This window comes from Variovorax sp. TBS-050B, assembly GCF_029893635.1.
Lineage (GTDB): Bacteria > Pseudomonadota > Gammaproteobacteria > Burkholderiales > Burkholderiaceae_C > Variovorax.
On record NZ_JARXYR010000002.1, the window covers coordinates 755873 to 776434 of the forward strand.

Sequence of the window (20562 nt, forward strand, 5' to 3'; positions counted from 1 at the left end):
CATGTCCTCTCTCTTGCGCGCGATCCGCGCCGTTCTCTGGAGCTTCATCGGGCTGGGCGGCCGCCGTGCGGACGCCGACAGCCGCACCGCCCGGGTCGGGCTGCTGCCGCTCATCGGCGTCGCCTTCGTCACCGTGCTGCTGCTCGTGGCGGGGCTGCTGGCGCTGGCGCACGTCGCGGCCGGCACATGAGGCGCAGGAACGGAATCAACGCGCTTCGCCGGCTCGCGGGGCTGGCGCTGGCGCTGCTGCTCGGCCACGGTGGCACGGCCCTCGCGGCCACGGACGCGGCGCCCGCGGCCAACGACATGGCGCAGCGCGTCGCCGCCTGCATCGCCTGCCACGGCCGCGTGGGCGCCACCAGCAACGCCGGCTACTTTCCGCGGCTGTCCGGCAAGCCCGCGGGCTACCTGTTCAACCAGCTGCGCAGCTTTCGCGATGGCCGGCGCTTCAACGCCGACATGACCTACATGGTGCAGCACCTCTCCGATGCCTACCTGATGGAAATGGCGACCTACTTCGCCGGCCTCGACCTGCCCTACCCGCCCGTCTCGCCGGCCAGCGATGCGACGCCCGCGCAGCTCGCGCGCGGCCGCCAGCTCGCGCTCGAAGGCGACGCGGCGCGCCGCATCCCGGCCTGCGTGCAGTGCCACGGCGCCGCGCTCACTGGCGTGCAGCCGGCCATTCCGGGACTGCTGGGGCTGCCGCGGCTCTATGTGTCGTCGCAGCTCGGCGCCTGGCTCACGCGCGAGCGGCATGCGCTCGCGCCCGACTGCATGGCCGAGATCGGCCAGCGCATGAGCACCGCCGACGTGAATGCCGTGGCCAGCTGGCTCGCGGTGCAGCCGATGCCGGCCGACCCGAGGCCGGTCGCCGCCCTGCCCGCGCCGCTGCCGATGGCCTGCGGCGGGATGCCGGGAAAGTGAGGCGGCCATGAAGTTGCGCCATCTCGGCTGGACGGTTCTGGCCCTGTTGCTGCTGCTCGGGGCCGCGGCCGCCGGCGTCGTCGCGCTCAACCTGCGCGGCGAAGACCCGCTGCCCGCCGCATCCGAAGCCTTCCAGTCCACGCCCCAGCAGGTCGAGCGCGGCCGCTATCTGGCGCTCGCCGGCAACTGCGCCGGCTGCCACACGACGCGCGGCGGCCAGCCCTACGCCGGCGGGCTGCCGATCGAGACGCCCTTCGGCACGGTCTACTCGAGCAACCTCACGCCCGACGCGCAGGCCGGCATCGGCAGCTGGAGCAGCGCGCATTTCTGGCGCGCGATGCACAACGGCCGCAGCAAGGACGGCCGGCTGCTGTACCCCGCCTTCCCCTATCCGAACTTCACGCAGGTGACGCGCGAGGACTCGGACGCGATCTACGCCTACCTGCGCAGCGTGCCGGCCGCGGCCGTGCCCAACCAGCCGCACCGGCTGCGCTTTCCCTACGACACGCAGGCCGCACTGGCCGTGTGGCGGGCCCTCTCGTTCCAGCCCGAGACCTTCCGGCCCGACGCGGGCAAGCCGGCCGAATGGAACCGCGGCGCCTACCTGGTGGGCGGCCTGGGGCACTGCATCGCCTGCCACGGCAGCCGCGATTCGCTCGGCGCCACGCAGACCAAGCTCGGGCTCTCGGGCGGGCTGATCGCGGCGGAGAACTGGTACGCGCCCTCGCTCACCGATCCGCACGAGGCCGGCGTGGCCGACTGGCCGACGGCCGAGGTGGTCGCGCTGCTCAAGACCGGCACGGCGCCGCGCGGCTCGGTCATGGGACCGATGGCCGAGGTGGTGTTCCGCAGCACGCAGTACCTGAGCGATGCCGACCTCGCGGCGATGGCCAGCTACCTCAAGGACCTGCCCGGCGCCCCCGCCGCCTCGGCGCGCCCGGCCGCCGCGCCGGCGCCAGGGCGCCGCGACGCCGCCGCCATGGCGCGCGGCGCGCGCATCTACGACCAGCGCTGCGCCTACTGCCACGGCGACCAGGGCCAGGGCCAGCCGGGCGCGTTTCCTGCGCTCGCGGGCAACCGCGCCGTGACCATGGCACGGCCGACCAACCTGATCCAGGTGATCGCCCATGGCGGCTACCTGCCTGCGACCGCGGGCAACCCGCGGCCCTACGGCATGCCGCCGTTCGGGCAGGAGCTCGACGCGTCGGACGTGGCGGCCGTGCTGACTTACATCCGGGGCTCGTGGGGCAACGACGCCGCGCCGGTCACGCAGCTCGACACGATGCGCCGCTGAGCGGCCGGTCCGCCGGGCCTCAGGCGGCCACCGGCTGGCGCGGCGCGCCGGCCTTCGCGGGCGCGGGCATGTGCTGCGCCCAGTCGATGATCTCGAGCGTGCCGTCGGCGTGCTCGGCCAGCGCCGTGAGGCTCTCGACCCAGTCGCCGTCGTTGCAGTAGAGGATGCCGTCGATGTCGCGCATCTCGGCATGGTGGATGTGGCCGCAGACCACGCCCTGCACGCCCAGCTTGCGGGCCTCGCGCGCGACCGCGTTCTCGAAGTCGCCGACGTAGCTCACGGCGCGCTTGACCTTGCCCTTGAGGTACTTCGACAGCGACCAGTACGGCAGCCCCATGCGCGCGCGCAGCGAGTTGAGGTGGCGGTTGAGCTTGAGCGTGAACTCGTAGAGCGAGTCGCCCACGTGCGCGAGCCACTTGGCGCACTGGATCACGCCGTCGAACAGGTCGCCGTGGATGATCCAGAGCTTGCGGCCGTCGGCCGTCTCGTGGATCCATTCCTCGGCCACGTCGATGCCGCCGAAGTTGTGGTTGAGGTACTTGCGGGCGAACTCGTCATGGTTGCCCGGGATGAAGATCACGCGCGTGCCCTTGCGCGCCTTGCGCAGCAGCTTCTGGATCACGTCGTTGTGGGCCTGCGGCCAGTGCCAGTTCCGCTTGAGCTGCCAGCCGTCGATGATGTCGCCGACCAGGAACAGCGTCTCGCACTCGGTGTGCTTCAGGAAGTCGAGCAGCGCGCGCGCCTGGCAGCCGGGCGTGCCCAGGTGCAGGTCGGAGATCCAGAGGGTGCGGAATCGCTGCGCCGGACGCGCGGCGTCGTCGTCCTCCGGCTCGTCGATCCGGGTGGCGGTGTCGCGCCATGCGCGCAGGAAAGCGTCGTCGCGTTGCATGGACGGGCAGGTTCCCACCGCGCCATGACCGCATCATGGCGCGCGCATGACATTCCGGTGACCTGAAGGCTCAGCCGTGCCCGCAGCGCTGGATTTCCACCGTCGAGTGCCGGATCTCCTCGTGCATCGAGAAGCAGGCCCGCACCTCGTCGGCCGAGAGCGTGGGCGAGTGCGTCACCACGGTGAGGGCGCAGGCGTAGGCCTCGCGGCCCACGCGCCAGACGTGCAGGTCGGCCACGCGGGTTTCCGAATCGGCCAGGCCGGTCTCGATGCCTTCGCGGATCTCGGCCGCCACCGGGTGGTCCATCTCGCGGTCGAGCAGCACCTTGCCGGTTTCCTTGAGCAGGCCCTTGGCCCAGACCGCCACCAGCACCGCGCCGACGATGCCCATCATCGGGTCCAGCCAGGCCCAGCCGAAGAACCAGCCTCCGAGCAGCGCCGCGATGGCGAGCACCGACGTCGCGGCATCGGCCACGACGTGCAGGTAGGCGGAGCGCAGGTTCAGGTCGTGGCCGTGCGCGTGCCCGTGGTGGTGGTGGTGGTCGTGGCCGTGGTGCTCATGCCCGTGCCCATGCCCGTGGTGGTGCGCCGATCCGAGCAGCCGCGCGCAGACGAGGTTGACGATCAGCCCGAGCACCGCCACCGCCACCGCTTCGCGGTAATGGATGGCCGAGGGCGAGAGCAGGCGCTCGATCGAGCCCACCACCATCAGCGCGGCCACGCCGAGCAGCATCAGCGCGCTCGCGAAGCCGCCGAGCACCTCGATCTTCCAGGTGCCGAAGGCAAAGCGCGGGTCGCGCGCGTAGCGCCGCGCGGCCGCATAGGCGAAGGCGCTGAGGCCGATCGCGAGCGCATGCGAGCTCATGTGCCAGCCGTCGGCCAGGAGCGCCATCGAGTTGAACCACCAGCCGGCGCCGATCTCGACCACCATCGCGGCCACGGTGATCCACATCACGAGCCGCGTGCTGCGCTCGGCCGATTCGTTGCCCGCGCCGAAATGGTGGTCGTGCTGCCAGGCGCTCAGGTCATGGGTGTGCATAGCTGTGGTTCAGATTCCGAAAAGGTCCTGGCCGTCGGCGCGGCTCGAAGGCGGCGCCACGCCGAGGTGACGGTAGGCCGCGAGCGTGGCGATCCGCCCGCGCGGCGTGCGCTGCAGGAAGCCCTGCTGGATCAGGTAGGGCTCGATCACGTCCTCGATGGTGTCGCGCTCCTCGCCGATGCTGGCCGCGACGTTGTCCAGGCCCACCGGCCCGCCGTCGAAGCGGTGCACCACGGCCTCGAGCAGCTTGCGGTCCATCAGGTCGAAGCCCTGCGGATCGACGTCGAGCATGGCCAGCGCCTTGTGGGCGATGTCCTCGGTGATGCGGCCGTTGCCCTTGACCTCGGCATAGTCGCGCACGCGGCGCAGCAGGCGGTTGGCGATGCGCGGCGTGCCGCGCGAGCGGCGCGCGATCTCGAAGCCGCCGGCCTCGTCGGTCGCGACCTTGAGCAGCCCGGCGCTGCGGTGCACGATGCGCGCGAGCTCCTCGGGCGTGTAGAACTCCAGCCGCGCGACGATGCCGAAGCGGTCGCGCAGCGGATTGGTGAGCATGCCGGCGCGCGTGGTGGCGCCCACGAGCGTGAAGGGCTGCAGGTCGAGCTTGATGCTGCGCGCCGCGGGGCCTTCGCCGATCATGATGTCGATCTGGTAGTCCTCCAGCGCGGGATAGAGGATTTCCTCGACCATCGGGCTCAGGCGATGGATCTCGTCGATGAAGAGCACGTCGTTCGGCTCGAGGTTGGTCAGCAGCGCCGCCAGGTCCTTGGGCTTCTCGAGCACCGGCCCGGAGGTCTGGCGCAGGTTGACGCCCAGTTCGGCCGCGATGATGTGCGACAGCGTGGTCTTGCCGAGGCCGGGCGGGCCGAACAGCAGCACGTGGTCCAGCGCTTCCCTGCGCTTGCGCGCGGCGCCGATGAAGATTTCCAACTGCTCGCGCACCTTGGCCTGGCCGACGTACTCGTCCAGCAGCTTGGGCCGCAGCGCCCGCTCGATCGCCTCTTCCTGCGGGGAAGCCGGGGCGGCGGACACCACGCGGGGCGGTGCGGGGGCGAAATCGTCGGTCTGGATGGTCATGGAGGAAGGGGCCGGACCGGCAAGTTTAGTCCGAGCGTGGCACCCCTCCCGGGCACTGGCAGAATGCTCGGCCAAACAACAATCGAGCCACAAAGCGAGGGGAAGCCAGAACGTGTCGATCTACGAGCTGAAGCCGCGGTTCCAGGCGCTGCTGCGCCCCCTGGTCGGGCGGCTGCACGCCGCCGGCGTGACCGCGAACCAGGTCACGCTCGCCGCCTGCGCGGTGTCGGTCGCGCTCGGCCTCTGGCTCTTCTTCGCGGCACCCTCGCTCGCCGCCTTCGGGCTGATTCCGGCCTGGATGTTCGTGCGCATGGCCTTCAACGCCATCGACGGCATGCTGGCGCGCGAACACGGGCAGCAGAGCAGGCTCGGCGCCTTCCTCAACGAACTGACCGACGTGCTCTCCGACGCGGCGCTGTACCTGCCGTTCGCGCTGGTGGCGCCCTTCGACCCGTTCTGGGTCGGCGCCACGATCGTGCTGGCGGGGCTCAGCGAATTCGCCGGGGCGCTCGGCCCCACGGTGGGCGCCTCGCGCCGCTACGACGGCCCGCTCGGCAAGAGCGACCGCGCCTTCGTGTTCGGGGCGCTCGGGCTCTACGTCGCGCTGGGCGGGCCGCTGCCGGGCTGGACGGCCTGGCTCATGCCGCTCGTGGCGCTGCTCGTGGCCTGGACCGTGGTCAACCGCGTGCGGCGCGCGCTGGCCGAAGCCGAGCGCCAACCCGGGGCCGAGGCGCCCCGGCCCACCACCTCAGGGACTCCATGACCGACAACACCACCGGCGACCCGCAGGGCGCCATCACCCGGCGACCGCTGGCCGAACTCCAGTTCCGCACCCACGACGGCGAGTCGCTGTTCTACCGCCACTGGCCCGCCACCGGCGGCGCGCGGCGCGGCGCGATCGTGCTGTTCCACCGCGGCCACGAGCACGGCGCGCGCATGGCGCACCTGGTCGACGAGCTCGACCTGCCCGATTTCGATTTCTTCGCCTGGGACGCCCGCGGCCACGGCCGCTCGCCGGGCCAGCGCGGCTACAGCCCGAGCTTCGCGACCTCGGTGCGCGACGTGCAGACCTTCGTGCAGCACATCGTCAGGGCGCACGGCGTGGCCGAGGCCGACATCCACGTCGTCGCGCAGAGCGTGGGCGCAGTGCTGGTCGCGACCTGGGCGCACGACTATGCGCCCAAGGTGCGCGGGCTCACGCTCGCCTCGCCGGCCTTCAAGGTCAAGCTCTACGTGCCGTTCGCGCGGCCGGGGCTGGCGCTGATGCACAGGCTGCGCGGCCTGTTCTTCGTCAACAGCTACGTGAAGGCCAAGTTCCTCACGCACGATCCCGCGCGGATCGCCAGCTACGAAAGCGATCCGCTGATCACGCGGCCGATCGCGGTCAACATCCTGCTCGGCCTGTACGAGGCGGCCGAGCGCGTGGTGGCCGACGCGCAGGCGATCACGCGGCCGGTGCAGCTGCTGATCTCGGGCGCGGACTGGGTGGTGCACCAGAAGCCCCAGCGCCAGTTCTTCGAGCGCCTGGGCAGCGCGGTCAAGACCAAGGTGGAGCTGCCGGGCTTCTTCCACGACACGCTCGGCGAGCGGGACCGCGCGAGCGCCGTGCAGTCGATCCGCGAATTCGTGCTGCAGCTGTTCGACGAACCGCCGGCGCCCGTGGACCTGCGCGCCGCGCATCTCGCCGGCCCGACCGCCGACGAATCGCGCGCGCTGGCCGAACCGCTGCCGGCGCTGTCGCCGCGCGGGCTCTACTGGTCGCTCACGCGCGCGGGGCTGCGCTTCGGCGGCACGCTCGCGAGCGGCGTGAAGCTCGGCCACGAGACCGGCTTCGACTCCGGCAGCACGCTCGACTACGTCTACCGCAACCAGGCGCAGGGCAAGGGCGCGCTGGGCCGCATGGTCGACCGCAACTACCTCGACGCGATCGGCTGGCGCGGCATCCGGCAGCGCAAGATCCACGTCGAGGAGCTGCTGCGCATCGCGATGGAGCGGCTGGCCGAGATGCACCGCGAGGTGCGCGTGATGGACATCGCCGCGGGCCATGGCCGCTACGTGCTCGACGCGGTGCTCGCGAGCCCCGTGAAGGCGAGTTCGATCCTGCTGCGCGACTACAGCGAGATCAACGTACGCGACGGCCGCGCGCTGATCGCCGAGAAGGGACTGGAGGACGTGGCGCAGTTCGTGCAGGCCGACGCCTTCGACCGCATGAGCCTGGCGAGCGTGGTGCCGCGGCCCACGCTCGCGGTGGTCTCGGGCTTGTACGAGCTCTTCCCCGACAACGAGATGGTGCAGCGCTCGCTCGCGGGCGTGGGCGACGCGGTGGAAGACGGCGGCTACCTGGTCTACACCGGCCAGCCCTGGCATCCGCAGCTCGAGATGATCGCGCGCGCGCTCACCAGCCACCGCCAGGGCCAGGCCTGGGTGATGCGGCGCCGCACGCAGGCCGAGATGGACCAGCTCGTCGAGGAGGCGGGCTTCCGCAAGATCGACCAGCGCGTGGACGAGTGGGGCATCTTCACGGTCTCGCTCGCGGTTCGTACCGGCCACTGAACGAGCGATGCGCGCCTGGTTCGCCGCAAGACCGTGGAAGCGGGCCGCCGCCTGGCTGGTGCTGCTCGGGCCGCTCTTCTACCTGAGCTACGGCCTCGCGAACTGGTGGGCCACCACGCGGGCGCACGTGCCCTCGATGGTGTTCGCGTGGGAGCGGCAGGTGCCCTTCTGGCCGTGGACGATCTTTCCGTACTGGACGATCAATGTGTTCTACGCGCTGTCGCTGTTCCTCGCGCGCGACCGGCACACGCTCGACCGCCACGGCGCGCGGCTGCTCACGGCCACGCTGGTCGCCTGCAGCTGCTTCGTGATCTGGCCGCTGCACTTCAGCTTCGGCCAGCCCGCGGTCGAAGGCGCGCCGGCCTTCCTGTTCGAGGCGCTGCGCGGCTTCGACCAGCCCTACAACCAGGCGCCTTCGCTGCACATCGCGCTCGCGGTCATCCTGTGGGACTGGTACCGCCAGTTCCTGCGCGCGGCCTGGGCGCGCTGGGTGCTGCATGTGTGGGCCTTCGCGATCTGCGCCTCGGTGCTCACCACCTGGCAGCACCATTTCATCGACATACCCACGGGCGCGCTGCTCGGCCTGTTCTGCATCTGGCTCTGGCCGCTGGCGCGCACGGTGTCGATGCCGCGCGCCTGGCGGCTCGCGCGCGATCCGCAGCGCTGGAAGCTCGCGGGCTTCTATGCGGCGGGTGCGGCGGCGTGCCTCTCTCTGGGACTGGCGCTCGGCGGCATGGCGTTGTGGCTCGCCTGGCCGGCGGCCGCGCTCGCGCTGGTGGCGCTCAACTACGCCGGCTTCGGCGCCCGCGGCTTCCAGATGGACGGCGCCGGCCGCATGGGCTGGGCGGCGCGCTGGCTGTTCGCGCCCTACCGGCTCGGCGCCGCGGTCAACGCCTGGCTCTGGACGCGCAGGCTGCCCGCTGCGGTCGAGGTGGTGCCGGGGCTCCGGCTCGGCCGCGTGCCCACGCTCGCCGAATGGCAGGCGGCCGGCCGGCCGCGGCTGGTGAGCCTTTGCGCCGAACTGCAGTTGCCGCGCGTGGTGCCGCACGCGCGCTGCGTGCCGCTGCTCGACCTGGCCGTGCCGCCGCCGGTGCGGCTGCGGCGCGCGGCGGCGGTCATCGAAGGCCAGCGCCGCGCGGCGGCAGGCGGCCCGGTGTGGGTCTGCTGCGCGCTCGGCTTCTCGCGCAGCGCCGCCGCGGTGATCGCCTGGCTCGGCCGCTACGGCGACGGCGGCGGCCTCGCGCAGGCCGAAGCCACCGTGCGCCGTGCACGGCCCCAGATCGTGCTGCGGCCGGCCTGGCGCGTGTCGCTCGCGCCGCCCGACGCGGCCGCTTCGGGCGCAACGCCGCATGAATGACACCGACCGCGCCACCTGCCGCGCCCTGGCCGGGCTGCTGCGCGCAGCCGGCGTGCTCGCGGGCTGGGGCTTCGCGCTGAGCGCGATCTCGGCACTGGTGCTGGCGCTCACGCTGCGCTCGCTGCCCGCCACGCCGAGCATGGCCTTCGGCGCGGTCGCGATCCTGGGCGCGCTCGAACGCTACTTCGCCTTCCGCCTGCGGCTCGACCGCGCGCTGTTCGACGACCTCGCGCGCGGCGCCATCGCATCGCTCGATGCGCTCGACCAGGCGCTCGACCGCCTCGGGCTGCGCAACGCGCCATCCACCGCATCCGCGCGGCCGCTGGCCGACCGCGTGCTCGGCACCCGCCAGCTGCTGCAGCGCCACGCGATCGTCGTGGCCTGCCAGAGCGCGATGTTCCTGCTCGCCCTCATGACACAGGACCTCACTTGAATCCAGACGACTTCTCCGCCAGGGCACCCGCGCCCTCCTCTTCCGCCGCCGGCCCGGCATCGCGCGGCGCGCGCTCGCCCTGGCGGCGGGCAAGCTGATCATCGGCGCGGCCGGGCTGCTGACCGGCGTGCGCGGAATCTGGTCCGGCACCAGCCCGAAGGCCGAGCAGACGCTCTACTTCGCCAACCACACGAGCCACGGCGACTTCGTGCTGCTCTGGGCCACGCTGCCGCCCGACCTGCGCGCGCTCACGCGGCCGGTCGCGGGGCTGGACTACTGGATGGCCTCGAAGCTGCGGCAGTTCATCGGCGTGGACGTGTTCAACGCGCTGATGATCCGGCGCGACGGCACGGGCCAGGGCGAGAACCCGGTCGAGCAGATGAAGGCCGCGCTCGAGTCCGGCGACTCGCTGATCATGTTTCCCGAGGGCACGCGCAACACCGGCGACGAGATCCTGCTGCCGCTCAAGAGCGGGCTCTATCACCTAGCGCGCGCCTGCCCCAACGTGCGGCTGGTGCCGGTGTGGATCGAGAACCTGAAGCGCGTGCTGCCCAAGGGCACGCTGGTGCCGATCCCGCTGGCCTGCACGGTGCGCTACGGCGCGCCCGTGGTGCTGGCCGAGGGCGAGGACAAGGCCGGTTTCCTGGCGCGTGCGCGCGCCGCGATGCTGGACCTGCGGCCCGAATACGACCGCGGCGAAGACGCCGCCGGAAGCGCGCGGAGCGCCGCATGACCGCGAGCCTCTCTCCCTTCGCGCAGACCACGCTGCAGCTCTTCGGCGGCGTGCTCGGGGTGCTGCTGCTCGCCTCGGCCATCGGCGCCGCGCTCAAGTGGCGCGTGGCGCACGGCCAGCCGCATTCGGTGATCGACAACCTCAATGCGCGCGTCAACGCCTGGTGGGTGATGGTGGCGGCCATCGGCCTCGCCTTCGCCTTCGGCAAGGGCGGCGTGATCGTGCTCTTCTACCTGATCTCGTTCTACGCGCTGCGCGAGTTCATCAGCCTCGCCTACACCCGCCGCGGCGACCACCACGCGATCGCGGCGGCCTTCTACATCGGCCTGCCGGTGCAGTACTTCCTGGTGTGGATCGAGTGGTACGGGCTCTATTCGATCTTCATTCCGGTCTACGCCTTCCTGGTGCTGCCGATCCTCGCGGCCGTGGGCGGCGACACGCAGCGCTTTCTGGAGCGCACCTCCAAGATCCAGTGGGGGCTGATGGTGTGCGTGTTCTGCATCAGCCACGTGCCGGCGCTGCTCACGCTGCAGATCCCGGGCTTCGAAGGGCGCAACCTGCTCTTGATCGCCTTCCTCGTGATCGTGGTGCAGGGCAGCGACGTGCTGCAGTACGTGTGGGGCAAGCTGTTCGGCAAGCGCAAGGTCGCGCCCGAACTGTCTCCGTCCAAGACCTGGGAGGGCCTGGTCGGCGGCATCGCGAGCGCCACCGCGCTCGGCGCCGCGCTCTACTGGGCCACGCCCTTCAACCCGTGGCAGGCCGCGCTGATGTCGCTGACGATCTGCCTGATGGGCTTCTTCGGCGGGCTCGTGATGTCCGCCATCAAGCGCGACCGCGGCGTGAAGGACTGGGGTTCGATGATCGAGGGCCACGGCGGCATGCTCGACCGCCTCGATTCGGTGATCTTCGCGGCGCCGATCTACTTCCACGCGCTGCGCTACTGGTGGGTGCCCTGAGGGCGCCGCCGCTATTTCGCGAGCGCCTTCAGCGCCAGCTTGATGCCGTCGCTCACCGTCACGTCCTTCGGCAGCGCCTTGAGCGCCGCGGCGGCCTCCTTGTCGCTGTAGCCCAGCGCCACCAGCGCCTGCAGGATGTCGGCCTGGGCGTCGCTGGCGGCATGCGCCGGCAGGCCGATGTCGGCGCCGAGCTTGCCCTTGAGCTCGAGCAGCAGCCGCTCGGCCGTCTTCTTGCCGATGCCCGGGATCTTCACCAGCCGGCCGAGCTCCTGCGTGGTGATGGCCTGCGACAGCTCGCCCACGCTCATGCCCGAGAGCACGCCCAGCGCGGTGCGCGGGCCCACGCCGGTGATCTTGATGAGCTGGCGGAAGGCCGCGCGCTCCTCGGCGCTGCCGAAGCCGTAGAGGATCTGCGCATCCTCGCGCACCACGAAGTGGGTGAGCAGCGAGACCTTCGCGCCGACGTTGGGCAGGTTGTAGAAGGTGCTCATCGGCACGTCGACCTCGTAGCCGACGCCGTTGCAGTCGACCACCACCTGCGGCGGATTGCGTTCCGCCAGCGTGCCCGTGAGTTTGCCTATCATTGGCCCACCCCCGTTGCTTGCCGGTTCCGCGGTGTTCCCCGGTTCGGATCGCGTCTCTTCGAGAATGGTCGGTCTTGCATGGGTTGCCAATAAAAGATGGAAATGGAAACCGCGTGATTCTGCGACACACCTTCACCCCCCTGAACAACACGCGTCTGGGCCACCTGTGCGGCGCGCTGGACGCGCACCTGCGCCGCATCGAGGAAGCGCTGGGCGTGAAGATCGCTCACCGCCACGAGCAGTTCAAGGTCGACGGCCCCAAGGCCGCCGCGCAGCGCGCGATGGACGTGCTGCAGGCCCTGTACGAGATCGCCCAGCGTCCGATCGACCCGGCCGTGGTGCAGCTCACCCTCGCGGGCGACGGCTCCATGCTCGAGGGCGAGGAGGACGCGCCGATGCTCGTCACCCGCCGCGCCGACCTGCGCGCGCGCACGCCGACGCAGGCGCGCTACCTCGACAACATCGCGAAGCACGACATCACCTTCGGCATCGGCCCGGCCGGCACCGGCAAGACCTACCTCGCGGTGGCCTGCGCGGTCGACGCGCTGGAGCGCGCCGCGGTGCAGCGCATCGTGCTCACGCGCCCGGCCGTGGAAGCCGGCGAGCGCCTCGGCTTCCTGCCCGGCGACCTGACGCAGAAGGTCGATCCGTACCTGCGGCCGCTGTACGACGCGCTCTACGACCTGATGGGCTTCGACAAGGTGCAGAAGGCCTTCGAGCGCAACGCGCTCGAGATCGCGCCGCTGGCCTTCATGCGCGGTCGCACGCTGAACAACGCCTTCGTGATCCTCGACGAGGCGCAGAACACCACGCCCGAGCAGATGAAGATGTTCCTCACGCGCATCGGCTTCGGCGCCAAGGCCGTGGTCACCGGCGACGTGAGCCAGATCGACCTGCCCAAGCAGCAGCTCAGCGGATTGATCGATGCCGAGCGGGTGCTCAAGCGCGTGAACGGCATCGCGACCACCCATTTCACGAGCGCCGACGTGGTGCGGCATCCGCTGGTGGCGAAGATCGTCGACGCCTACGACAGCCAGCGCAAGCGCGCGGGCGGGCACTGAGATGGCGCTTCCCGCACTTTCGCTGTCGCTGCAGTTCGGCCGCTTCCAGGGCGCCGACCGCCATCGCGCCGCGCTGCCGCGCCACGGCGTCGCCCGCTGCATCCGCCACGCGCTCGACGCCGATGCGGAGATCACCGTGCGCATCGTCGATGCCGACGAGGGCCAGCGCCTGAACCGCGAGTTCCGCGGCAAGGACTACGCAACCAACGTGCTGACCTTCGACTACGCCCAGAGCCCCGTGGTGATGGCCGACCTGGTGCTGTGCGCGCCGGTGGTCGCCGCCGAGGCGAAGCAGGAACGCAAGACGCTCGCCGCCCACTACGCGCACCTGCTCGTGCACGGCACGCTCCACGCGCAGGGCTGGGACCACGAGACCGGCGAGGCCGATGCCGAGGCCATGGAAGCGCGCGAGATCGAGATCCTCGCCGGGCTGGGCATCCGCAATCCCTACCGCCAGGGCGCCTGACGATGTCGTTGCAAGGCAATCCCGACGACTGGCTGCCGCGCTGGCTGCCGCACCTGCGCGAGAGCGTGCGGGCGGCGAACGGCGCACCGGTGCTCGAACTCGGCTGCGGCACCGGCCGCGACACCGAAACGCTCGTGGCGGCCGGCCTGCCGGTGGTGGCCGTCGAGCTGCTGCCGAGCCAGCTCGAACAGGCGCGCGAACGGGTGCGCGCGGGCGCGGTCTTCCACCAGCAGGACCTCCGGGCGCCGTTCCCGATCGGCGCGCACGGACCGGGCGAGGTGGGCGCGGTGCTCGCGAGCCTGTCGCTGCACTACTTCAGCTGGCCCGAGACGCTGACGCTCGCGGCGCGCATCCGCCATGCGCTCGCGCCGGGCGGACTGCTGCTGTGCCGCCTGAACTCGGTGCGCGACGTGCATCACGGCGCCGGCGGCGACCATCCGCGCATCGATCCGGCCGACCCCGACTTCCTGCGCGTCGACGGCTGGGACAAGCGCTTCTTCGACCGCGCGGCCGTCGAGCGGATGTTCGCCGCGGGATGGGAATGGATCGGCCTGGAGGAGCGCACCGTCATGCGCTACGAAATGCCCAAGGTGCTCTGGGAGGCCGTGCTGCGGCGGACGCCCGACCCGGCCTGAGGGCCGCGCGCGGCTCAGTTCATCTGGACCGGAATCGTCACCGGCCCGTCGTTGACGAGGTGCACCTGCATGTCGGCGCCGAATTCGCCGGTGGCCACCACCGGATGCGCCGCGCGCGCCCTGGCCACGAAAGCGTCGTAGAGCCGCCGCCCCTCGTCCGGCGCCGCCGCCTGCGTGAAGCTCGGGCGATTGCCGCCGCTCACGTCGGCCGCGAGCGTGAACTGGCTCACCACGAGCAGGCCGCCGCCGATGTCCTGCACGCTGCGGTTCATCTTGCCGGCTTCGTCGGAAAAGATGCGCAGCTTCAGGAGCTTGGCGAGCATGCGGTCGGCGTGCGCATCGGTGTCGCCGCGCTCCGCGCAGAGCAGCACCAGCAGCCCGGCGCCGATCGCGCCCACGGTCTCGCCGCCGATCTCCACGCGCGCCTGCGCGACGCGCTGAACCACCGCCTTCATCCGTTCTTCTCTTCGAGTTGATTGGCCCGCGCCTCCATGCCCAGCGGCAGCAGCTGGATCGTCACGCGCAGGCCGGGCACCGCGTCCATCAGCGCCTGTTCGAGCTCGTCGCGCATGGCCGCGGCATGCTGCAGCGTCCATTCGCCGGGCACGTGCATGTGCAGGTCGGCGAAGCGGCGCTGTCCCGCGCGCCGCGTCACCATGTCGTCGAAGCGGACGCGCGCGCCCTCGGGCAGCCGCGCCGCGAAGCGGTCGAGCGTGGCGCGCAGCGTGGCGATGGTTTCGGGATCGAGGGCCTCGTCCATCAGCCCCTGCGACGAGCGCCAGACCAGCCGCACGCCTTCGCGCACGATGTTGAGCGCCACGCCGATGGCCAGCAAGGGGTCGAGCCAGAGCCAGCCGCTGAAATGGACGGCGACGATGCCGACCAGCACGGCGGCGGACGTCCACACGTCGGTCATCAGGTGGCGCGCATCGGCTTCGAGCGCGATCGAGCGGTGCGTCCGCGCCGCGCGGAACAACGCGAACGCCAGGGCCGCATTGAAGACCGAACTGAGCACCGAGAGCCCGAGCCCCCAGCCGAGCTGCTCCAGGGGCTGCGGCGAAAGCAGCCGCTGCACCGAGACCCAGAGAATGGCCGCCGCGGCCCCGACGATCAGGATGCCTTCGAAGCCCGACGAGAAATACTCGGCCTTGTGGTGGCCGTACGGATGGTCCTCGTCGGCCGGCCGCGCCGCCACCGTCACCATCGCCAGCGCGAACATGGCGCTGGCCAGATTGACGAAGGACTCCATGGCATCGGAAATGAGGCCCATCGAGTTCGTCAGGTAGCCCGCCAGTCCCTTGAGCAGGATCGTGGCCAGCGCCACCACGACGGACACGCGCAGAAGCGTCGCGGGAGCAAGGTTCATTCGGCGCGATCGAAGACAGAGGCCCGAAAAGACCGCAAAAATGTGGGAAAAGGTCTCATATCACGGCTGAATTATCGAATGGGGGTCCCACGCACCGCACGCCAGACGTAATATTTGTGAATTCGCGAAAAAAATCACAGTAGAAAGTGAAATGAACAAATTCCTGATTGCCGTGGGCAGCGTTGCCCTGTGGGGCGCAGCGACCCTGGCCCACGCGCAGACGCCCTCGTCGTCCGCCGCCGCCGCTGCCCCCTCCGCCGAACAGCCCCAGGCGGGCTTCGTGAAGTCGGTGCGCGGCGACGTGCAGTTGCTCAGCGCCGCCGGCACGGCGCGTCCGGCCAGCGCCGGCGACGCGCTCGCGACGGTCGACCGCATTGTGACCGGCCCCGATTCGTCGGCCTCGGTGGTGCTGCGCGACGACACCACGCTGGTGGTGGGCCCCTCGTCACGGCTCGACCTGAAGGAATTCCATTTCAATGCCACCACGCAGGAAGGCGGCATGCTGGTTTCGCTGCTGCGCGGCTCGATGCGCATGATCACCGGCCTGATCGGGAAGAAGAACCCCGATGCGGTGCGGGTGGAGACCCAGACCGCCACCATCGGCATCCGCGGGACCGATTTCATCGTGCAGGCCGACGCCCAGCAATGACGATGAAGTCCAGGACCCGCTACACCCTCCTCCCGCCGCTGGCCGTGCTCGCCACGGCACTGCTCGCCGCATGTTCCACGCCCGGCACCCGCGTGGTGCTGCTGCCCCAGGCCGACGGCTCGCCTTCGGCGGTGGTGGTGCGCATGAAGGACGGCGAAGAGGTGCTTTCCAGGCCCTATCAGCGCGCCACCGCCGCGGTGGGCGCCAGCGGCGCACCGGCGGTCGACCAGGCCGACCCGGCGAAGGTGCAGGCGCAGAACAAGGCGCTGTTCGACATGCGCCCGCCGCCGCCGCAGCGCTACACGGTCTACTTCCAGGCCGGCACCACCACCCTCACGGCGGATTCGCAGCGCGTCATGACCGAGGCGCTGATGGCGGCGCAGACCCGCAGCGGGAGCGACATCGTGGTGACCGGACACACCGACACGATGGGCGCGCTCGAGCAGAACGACGGCCTCTCGCGGCGCCGCGCGCAGGAAGTGGCGCAGCTCTTCGTCGAACGGCAGTTTCCGGCCAACCGCATCGAGGCCGTGGGCCGCGGCGAACGCGAACTCGCGATCTCGACCGCCGACGAAGTGGACGAGCCGCTGAACCGCCGCGTCACGATCGAGGTCCGGTGAGCCCGGCGGCGCCTCGCCGCCCTCCGCTTCAGCCGAGCGTCACGCGCGCGAACTTGCGCTTGCCGACCTGCACCACGTAGCAGCCGGCGGGCAGCTTGAGCGCCTTGTCGCTGACCACCACCGAGTCGATGCGCACGCCGCCCCCGTCGATCAGGCGGTTGCCCTCGGACGTCGACGGCGCCAGTCCGGCCTGCTTGAGCAACTGCGCGATGCCCAGCGGCGCGCCCGACAGCGACAGCTCGGGAATCTCGTCGGGCACGCCGCCCTTGCTGCGGTTGATGAAATCCTGCTCGGCCGCATCGGCCGCCGCCTCGTCGTGGAAGCGCGCGGTGATTTCCTTGGCGAGCGCCACCTTGGCGTCCTTCGGATTGCGGCCGCCCGCGACCTCGGCCCTGAGCGCCGCGATCTCCTCGATCGACCGGAAGCTCAGCAGCGTGTACCAGCGCCACATCAGTTCGTCGGAGATCGACAGCACCTTGGCGAACATGGTGTTGGCGTCTTCGCTGATACCGATGTAGTTGTTCTTGCTCTTGGACATCTTCTCGATGCCATCGAGCCCTTCGAGCAGCGGCATAGTGAGTATGCACTGCGGCTCCTGGCCGTATTCCTGCTGCAAATGCCGGCCGACGAGCAGGTTGAACTTCTGGTCGGTGCCGCCGAGCTCGAGGTCGCTCTTCAGCGCCACCGAGTCGTAGCCCTGCATCAGCGGGTAGAGGAACTCGTGCACCGAGATCGACTGCCCGGCCTTGAAACGCTTGTTGAAGTCGTCCCGCTCCATCATGCGGGCGACCGTGTACTTGGCGGCGAGCTGGATCATGCCGCGGGCGCCGAGCGGGTCGCTCCATTCGGAGTTGTAGCGGATCTCGGTCTTCTCCGGGTCGAGCACCAGGCTGGCCTGCTTGTAGTAGGTCTGGGCGTTGGCCTCGATCTGCTCGCGGGTGAGCGGCGGGCGGGTGCTGTTGCGGCCGGACGGATCGCCGATGGTGGTGGTGAAGTCCCCGATCAGGAAGATCACCCGGTGCCCCAGGTCCTGGAGCTGGCGCATCTTGTTGAGCACCACGGTGTGACCGATGTGGATGTCCGGGGCCGTCGGATCCAGGCCGAGCTTGATGCGCAGCGGCGTGCCGGTGGCCTCGGCGCGCTGCAGCTTGCGCACCCACTCGTCCTGCGGCAGCAGCTCGTCGGCGCCCCGGAGGGAGATTTCGAGCGCTCGTCTTACACCATCGGAGAGGCTGGCGGATGTAACAGATTCGGCTTTCATAGGGCTTTTTTGGCAGTTTTTCCGGTTGCCGAAGCTATACTCAGCCCGACTTTCGAGCGCCGGATTCTAAGCGGCGCCGCTTTCCGCACCGTCCTGCCGCCCTGACCGTCCTGGGCTTTGCAGCGCGGATTTGCAGAACCTGAGCTGGAATTCACAGTTTGATCAACGGCATTCTCGCCGCCGAGGAGCTTCTGGCTTCTCGCGTGGCCTATACATTCCGGACCTATCCCAAGCAAATCACCGCAGCGATTGCGGCGGCCTTGCTGAGCGCCGGAACCCTGGCGGTGGCCTCTCTCGGCCCCGACGCGTCCGACCTCCCGGTGCAGCAGGTGCTGGAGGCGACGACGCCCATGTCCTTCGCGGAACAGAGCGAATCGCTCGAGAACTTCAGCTTCACGCTGTTTCGCACCGACATCACGCGCTCGAGCGACACCGCCGAGGCGCTGCTGAAGCGCCTGGGCATTTCCGACCCGGCCGCCGCGGCGTTCGTGCGCGGCAGCGGCGAGGCCCGCAAGGCCCTTTTCGCCCGTGCCGGCCGCACCGTCACGGCCGAGGCCACGCAGGAGAACCAACTCCAGAAGCTCAGCGCCCGCTGGATTCCCGACGGCGACGGCGGCTTCAAGCGCTTCGTCATCGAGCGCACGCCAGTGGGCTTCGTGGCGCTCACCGAGAACGATGTGCTGACGCCCGGCTCGCGCCTGGCGAGCGGCACCATCCGCACTTCGCTGTTCGCGGCCGCCGACGATGCGCGCGTGCCCGACGCGGTGGCCAGCCAGCTGGCCGACATCTTCGCCGGCGACGTCGACGTGCGTTCGCTGCGCAAGGGCGACCGCTTCGCCGTGGTGTACGAGACCTTCGAAGCCGACGGCCAGGCGCTGCGCACCGGCCGCGTGCTGTCGGCCGAGTTCGAGAACAACGGCAAGATCCACCAGGCCGTGTGGTTCCAGCCGCCGGGCCAGAAGGGCAGCTACTACCGCCCGAACGGCGACAGCCTGCGCAAGGCCTACCTGAGCTCGCCGGTCGAGTTCACGCGCGTGTCGAGCGGCTTCGCGATGCGCATGCACCCGATCCTCAACAGCTGGCGCCAACACAACGGCATCGACTTCGCGGCGCCCACGGGCACCGCGGTGCGCGCCGTCGGCGACGGCACGGTCGATTTCGCGGGCACGCAGAGCGGCTACGGCAACATCGTCATCATCAAGCACCGCAACAACCAGCAGACGGCCTACGCGCACCTGAGCCGCATCGACGTCAAGGCCGGCGAGAGCGTCAGCCAGGGCGAGAAGATCGGCGCCGTGGGTTCCACGGGCTGGGCCACGGGCCCGCACCTGCATTTCGAGTTCCGCGTGAACGGCGAATACCGCGACCCGACCTCGATCGCCCAGGAAGGCGGCGCGCCGATCACCGCGGCGATGCGTCCGGCCTTCGAGCGCATCGCCGTCGGCGCCCGCACCGAGCTGGCCGCCGCGTTCTCGGTGGTCCAGGCCAGCGCCGACTGAGGCTCCGCAGCACGGCCCGCCCGGGCACTCCCGCCATGGCCGCCACGCGCTTCATCGGCCTGATGTCGGGCACCTCGCTCGACGGCGTCGATGGCGTGCTGGCCGATTTCGCCGGCGACCGCATGGCCGTGCAGGCCCATGCCACCGCCCCCTTCCCCGCCGATCTGCGCGCCGAGCTGATGGCGCTCAACACGCCGGGCGACAACGAACTCCACCGCGCCGCGCTCGCCGGCAACGGCCTGGCGCGGATCTACGCCGACGTGGTCGGCCGGCTGCTGGCGGACAGCGGCACGCCGGCCGGCGGCGTGGCCGCCATCGGTGCGCACGGCCAGACGGTGCGCCACCGCCCGGGCGAGTTCGACGGCGTCGGCTACACACTGCAGATCAACAATCCTTCGCTGCTGGCCGAACTGACCGGCATCGACGTGGTGGCGGACTTCCGCAGCCGCGACGTGGCGGCCGGCGGCCAGGGCGCGCCGCTGGTGCCCGCATTCCACCGCGCGCTGTTCGGCCGCGCCGACGAAGCGGTCGCGGTGCTCAACATCGGCGGCATCTCCAACCTGAGCCTGCTGCCGCCCGCCGACGGCGCGGCGGGCCGGCCGGACGTGCTCGGCTTCGATTGCGGGCCCGGCAACGCGCTGATGGACCACTGGTGCCAGCACCACACCGGCGCGCCCTACGACCACGCGGGGCAATGGGCGGCGAGCGGACGCGTGCTGCCCGACCTGCTCGAGCGGCTGCGTGCCGACCCCTATTTCGCCAAGGCGCCGCCCAAAAGCACCGGCCGCGACCTGTTCAATCCGCCCTGGCTGGCCGCCTGCCTGGGCACGGCCACGGCAGCCGCACCGGCCGACGTGCAGGCCACCCTCGCCGAATTCACCGCCAGCGTCTGCGCCGCGGATTTTCTGCGCTACGGAAACGATAGCAAGTTGCTGATCGTGTGCGGCGGCGGCGCCCTGAACGACCATCTGCTCGCGCGGCTGCGCGCGCTGCTCCCGGGCGTAGCGGTAAGTACTTCCACCAGGCACGGCCTGCCGCCGCTGCAGGTCGAGGCTGCCGCCTTTGCGTGGCTCGCGCGCCGCATGGTGGCGCGCGAAGCCGGCAATCTCGCGAGCGTGACGGGCGCGGCCGGCCCGCGCGTGCTCGGCGCGCTCTATCCGGCCGGCTGA

The 20562-nt window shown here is 70.7% G+C and carries 23 protein-coding genes; 16 read left to right on the top strand and 7 right to left on the bottom strand.

What is annotated here, in order from left to right; all coding sequences use genetic code 11:
* The first annotated feature begins 1 nt into the window (after position 1).
* Genes M2165_RS06555 through M2165_RS06565 form a run of 3 tightly spaced genes read left to right on the top strand, consistent with a single transcriptional unit; the run spans position 2 to position 2218 of the window.
* Positions 2-190, top strand: coding sequence for a DUF2970 domain-containing protein (locus tag M2165_RS06555; protein WP_280813867.1), 189 nt, complete (start codon positions 2-4; stop codon positions 188-190).
* A complete protein-coding gene (locus M2165_RS06560) occupies positions 187-924 on the top strand; it encodes a c-type cytochrome (protein ID WP_280813868.1) in 738 nt (245 codons plus the stop codon). The genes M2165_RS06555 and M2165_RS06560 overlap by 4 nt, the downstream gene beginning before the upstream one ends.
* Before the next feature lie 7 nt (positions 925-931).
* Positions 932-2218: a cytochrome c gene (locus tag M2165_RS06565; protein WP_280813869.1), complete on the top strand. Its 1287-nt coding sequence runs from the start codon at positions 932-934 to the stop codon at positions 2216-2218.
* A gap of 19 nt (positions 2219-2237) precedes the next feature.
* Here the strand turns inward: M2165_RS06565 and M2165_RS06570 are convergent, their stop codons facing one another.
* The 3 genes from M2165_RS06570 to ruvB all read right to left on the bottom strand — a co-directional run bounded on the left by M2165_RS06570 (position 2238) and on the right by ruvB (position 5220).
* Entirely contained in the window at positions 2238-3107 is an 870-nt protein-coding gene (locus tag M2165_RS06570) for a UDP-2,3-diacylglucosamine diphosphatase (RefSeq protein ID WP_280813870.1), read from the bottom strand.
* A 70-nt stretch (positions 3108-3177) separates the two neighbouring features.
* Positions 3178-4146: a CDF family Co(II)/Ni(II) efflux transporter DmeF gene (gene dmeF, locus M2165_RS06575; RefSeq protein WP_280813872.1), complete on the bottom strand. Its 969-nt coding sequence runs from the start codon at positions 4144-4146 to the stop codon at positions 3178-3180.
* 9 nt (positions 4147-4155) lie between these two features.
* Entirely contained in the window at positions 4156-5220 is a 1065-nt protein-coding gene (gene ruvB, locus M2165_RS06580; protein ID WP_280813873.1) for a Holliday junction branch migration DNA helicase RuvB, read from the bottom strand.
* A gap of 112 nt (positions 5221-5332) precedes the next feature.
* Between ruvB and M2165_RS06585 the strand changes: the two genes are divergently transcribed.
* The 6 genes from M2165_RS06585 to M2165_RS06610 are packed head-to-tail and all read left to right on the top strand — an operon-like array spanning position 5333 to position 11252.
* Positions 5333-5983 (top strand): CDP-alcohol phosphatidyltransferase family protein, encoded by a 651-nt coding sequence (locus M2165_RS06585; RefSeq protein WP_280813874.1) that lies wholly within the window; start codon positions 5333-5335, stop codon positions 5981-5983.
* Positions 5980-7773, top strand: a complete 1794-nt coding sequence (locus M2165_RS06590; RefSeq protein WP_280813875.1) for a bifunctional alpha/beta hydrolase/class I SAM-dependent methyltransferase — start codon at positions 5980-5982, stop codon at positions 7771-7773. Before M2165_RS06585 ends, M2165_RS06590 begins: the two co-directional genes overlap by 4 nt.
* Positions 7774-7780: 7 nt before the next feature.
* Positions 7781-9130, top strand: coding sequence for a phosphatase PAP2/dual specificity phosphatase family protein (locus M2165_RS06595; RefSeq protein ID WP_280813876.1), 1350 nt, complete (start codon positions 7781-7783; stop codon positions 9128-9130).
* On the top strand, positions 9123-9563 hold the full coding sequence (locus M2165_RS06600) for a hypothetical protein (RefSeq protein ID WP_280813877.1): 441 nt from the start codon (positions 9123-9125) through the stop codon (positions 9561-9563). The genes M2165_RS06595 and M2165_RS06600 overlap by 8 nt, the downstream gene beginning before the upstream one ends.
* Positions 9564-9621: 58 nt before the next feature.
* Complete coding sequence (locus M2165_RS06605; RefSeq protein WP_280817483.1) at positions 9622-10296, top strand: lysophospholipid acyltransferase family protein; 675 nt, start codon at positions 9622-9624, stop codon at positions 10294-10296.
* A complete protein-coding gene (locus M2165_RS06610) occupies positions 10293-11252 on the top strand; it encodes a phosphatidate cytidylyltransferase (protein ID WP_280813878.1) in 960 nt (319 codons plus the stop codon). The genes M2165_RS06605 and M2165_RS06610 overlap by 4 nt, the downstream gene beginning before the upstream one ends.
* Positions 11253-11263: 11 nt before the next feature.
* Here the strand turns inward: M2165_RS06610 and ruvA are convergent, their stop codons facing one another.
* Complete coding sequence (gene ruvA, locus M2165_RS06615) at positions 11264-11836, bottom strand: Holliday junction branch migration protein RuvA (protein ID WP_280813879.1); 573 nt, start codon at positions 11834-11836, stop codon at positions 11264-11266.
* 113 nt (positions 11837-11949) lie between these two features.
* Between ruvA and M2165_RS06620 the strand changes: the two genes are divergently transcribed.
* The 3 genes from M2165_RS06620 to M2165_RS06630 are packed head-to-tail and all read left to right on the top strand — an operon-like array spanning position 11950 to position 13998.
* Complete coding sequence (locus M2165_RS06620; RefSeq protein ID WP_280813880.1) at positions 11950-12897, top strand: PhoH family protein; 948 nt, start codon at positions 11950-11952, stop codon at positions 12895-12897.
* A 1-nt stretch (position 12898) separates the two neighbouring features.
* On the top strand, positions 12899-13363 hold the full coding sequence (gene ybeY, locus M2165_RS06625; protein WP_280813881.1) for an rRNA maturation RNase YbeY: 465 nt from the start codon (positions 12899-12901) through the stop codon (positions 13361-13363).
* A gap of 2 nt (positions 13364-13365) precedes the next feature.
* Positions 13366-13998, top strand: coding sequence for a class I SAM-dependent methyltransferase (locus M2165_RS06630; protein WP_280813882.1), 633 nt, complete (start codon positions 13366-13368; stop codon positions 13996-13998).
* 14 nt (positions 13999-14012) lie between these two features.
* Here the strand turns inward: M2165_RS06630 and dtd are convergent, their stop codons facing one another.
* Entirely contained in the window at positions 14013-14453 is a 441-nt protein-coding gene (gene dtd, locus M2165_RS06635; protein ID WP_280813883.1) for a D-aminoacyl-tRNA deacylase, read from the bottom strand.
* Complete coding sequence (locus M2165_RS06640; protein ID WP_280813884.1) at positions 14450-15364, bottom strand: cation diffusion facilitator family transporter; 915 nt, start codon at positions 15362-15364, stop codon at positions 14450-14452. Before M2165_RS06640 ends, dtd begins: the two co-directional genes overlap by 4 nt.
* 151 nt (positions 15365-15515) lie before the next feature.
* On the opposite strand from M2165_RS06640, the gene M2165_RS06645 reads away from it, so the two are divergent.
* Positions 15516-16013, top strand: coding sequence for a FecR domain-containing protein (locus M2165_RS06645; RefSeq protein WP_280813885.1), 498 nt, complete (start codon positions 15516-15518; stop codon positions 16011-16013).
* Between the two features lie 2 nt (positions 16014-16015).
* Entirely contained in the window at positions 16016-16633 is a 618-nt protein-coding gene (locus tag M2165_RS06650) for an OmpA family protein (protein WP_348541045.1), read from the top strand.
* A 28-nt stretch (positions 16634-16661) separates the two neighbouring features.
* Here the strand turns inward: M2165_RS06650 and tyrS are convergent, their stop codons facing one another.
* Positions 16662-17894 (bottom strand): tyrosine--tRNA ligase, encoded by a 1233-nt coding sequence (tyrS, locus tag M2165_RS06655; protein WP_280813887.1) that lies wholly within the window; start codon positions 17892-17894, stop codon positions 16662-16664.
* A 158-nt stretch (positions 17895-18052) separates the two neighbouring features.
* Between tyrS and M2165_RS06660 the strand changes: the two genes are divergently transcribed.
* Positions 18053-19393 carry a M23 family metallopeptidase gene (locus tag M2165_RS06660; RefSeq protein ID WP_280813888.1) on the top strand — a complete coding sequence of 447 codons (1341 nt, stop codon included), beginning with the start codon at positions 18053-18055 and terminating at the stop codon, positions 19391-19393.
* Between the two features lie 35 nt (positions 19394-19428).
* On the top strand, positions 19429-20562 hold the full coding sequence (locus M2165_RS06665; protein WP_280813889.1) for an anhydro-N-acetylmuramic acid kinase: 1134 nt from the start codon (positions 19429-19431) through the stop codon (positions 20560-20562).

Coding starts and splice junctions, on each gene's coding strand:
- M2165_RS06555 (WP_280813867.1), top strand. CDS start 2: ATGTCCTCTCTCTTGCGCGCGATCCGCGCCGTTCTCTGGAGCTTCATC.
- M2165_RS06560 (WP_280813868.1), top strand. CDS start 187: ATGAGGCGCAGGAACGGAATCAACGCGCTTCGCCGGCTCGCGGGGCTG.
- M2165_RS06565 (WP_280813869.1), top strand. CDS start 932: ATGAAGTTGCGCCATCTCGGCTGGACGGTTCTGGCCCTGTTGCTGCTG.
- M2165_RS06570 (WP_280813870.1), bottom strand. CDS start 3,107: ATGCAACGCGACGACGCTTTCCTGCGCGCATGGCGCGACACCGCCACC.
- dmeF (WP_280813872.1), bottom strand. CDS start 4,146: ATGCACACCCATGACCTGAGCGCCTGGCAGCACGACCACCATTTCGGC.
- ruvB (WP_280813873.1), bottom strand. CDS start 5,220: ATGACCATCCAGACCGACGATTTCGCCCCCGCACCGCCCCGCGTGGTG.
- M2165_RS06590 (WP_280813875.1), top strand. CDS start 5,980: ATGACCGACAACACCACCGGCGACCCGCAGGGCGCCATCACCCGGCGA.
- M2165_RS06595 (WP_280813876.1), top strand. CDS start 7,781: ATGCGCGCCTGGTTCGCCGCAAGACCGTGGAAGCGGGCCGCCGCCTGG.
- M2165_RS06600 (WP_280813877.1), top strand. CDS start 9,123: ATGAATGACACCGACCGCGCCACCTGCCGCGCCCTGGCCGGGCTGCTG.
- M2165_RS06610 (WP_280813878.1), top strand. CDS start 10,293: ATGACCGCGAGCCTCTCTCCCTTCGCGCAGACCACGCTGCAGCTCTTC.
- ruvA (WP_280813879.1), bottom strand. CDS start 11,836: ATGATAGGCAAACTCACGGGCACGCTGGCGGAACGCAATCCGCCGCAG.
- ybeY (WP_280813881.1), top strand. CDS start 12,899: ATGGCGCTTCCCGCACTTTCGCTGTCGCTGCAGTTCGGCCGCTTCCAG.
- M2165_RS06630 (WP_280813882.1), top strand. CDS start 13,366: ATGTCGTTGCAAGGCAATCCCGACGACTGGCTGCCGCGCTGGCTGCCG.
- dtd (WP_280813883.1), bottom strand. CDS start 14,453: ATGAAGGCGGTGGTTCAGCGCGTCGCGCAGGCGCGCGTGGAGATCGGC.
- M2165_RS06640 (WP_280813884.1), bottom strand. CDS start 15,364: ATGAACCTTGCTCCCGCGACGCTTCTGCGCGTGTCCGTCGTGGTGGCG.
- M2165_RS06645 (WP_280813885.1), top strand. CDS start 15,516: ATGAACAAATTCCTGATTGCCGTGGGCAGCGTTGCCCTGTGGGGCGCA.
- M2165_RS06650 (WP_348541045.1), top strand. CDS start 16,016: ATGAAGTCCAGGACCCGCTACACCCTCCTCCCGCCGCTGGCCGTGCTC.
- tyrS (WP_280813887.1), bottom strand. CDS start 17,894: ATGAAAGCCGAATCTGTTACATCCGCCAGCCTCTCCGATGGTGTAAGA.
- M2165_RS06665 (WP_280813889.1), top strand. CDS start 19,429: ATGGCCGCCACGCGCTTCATCGGCCTGATGTCGGGCACCTCGCTCGAC.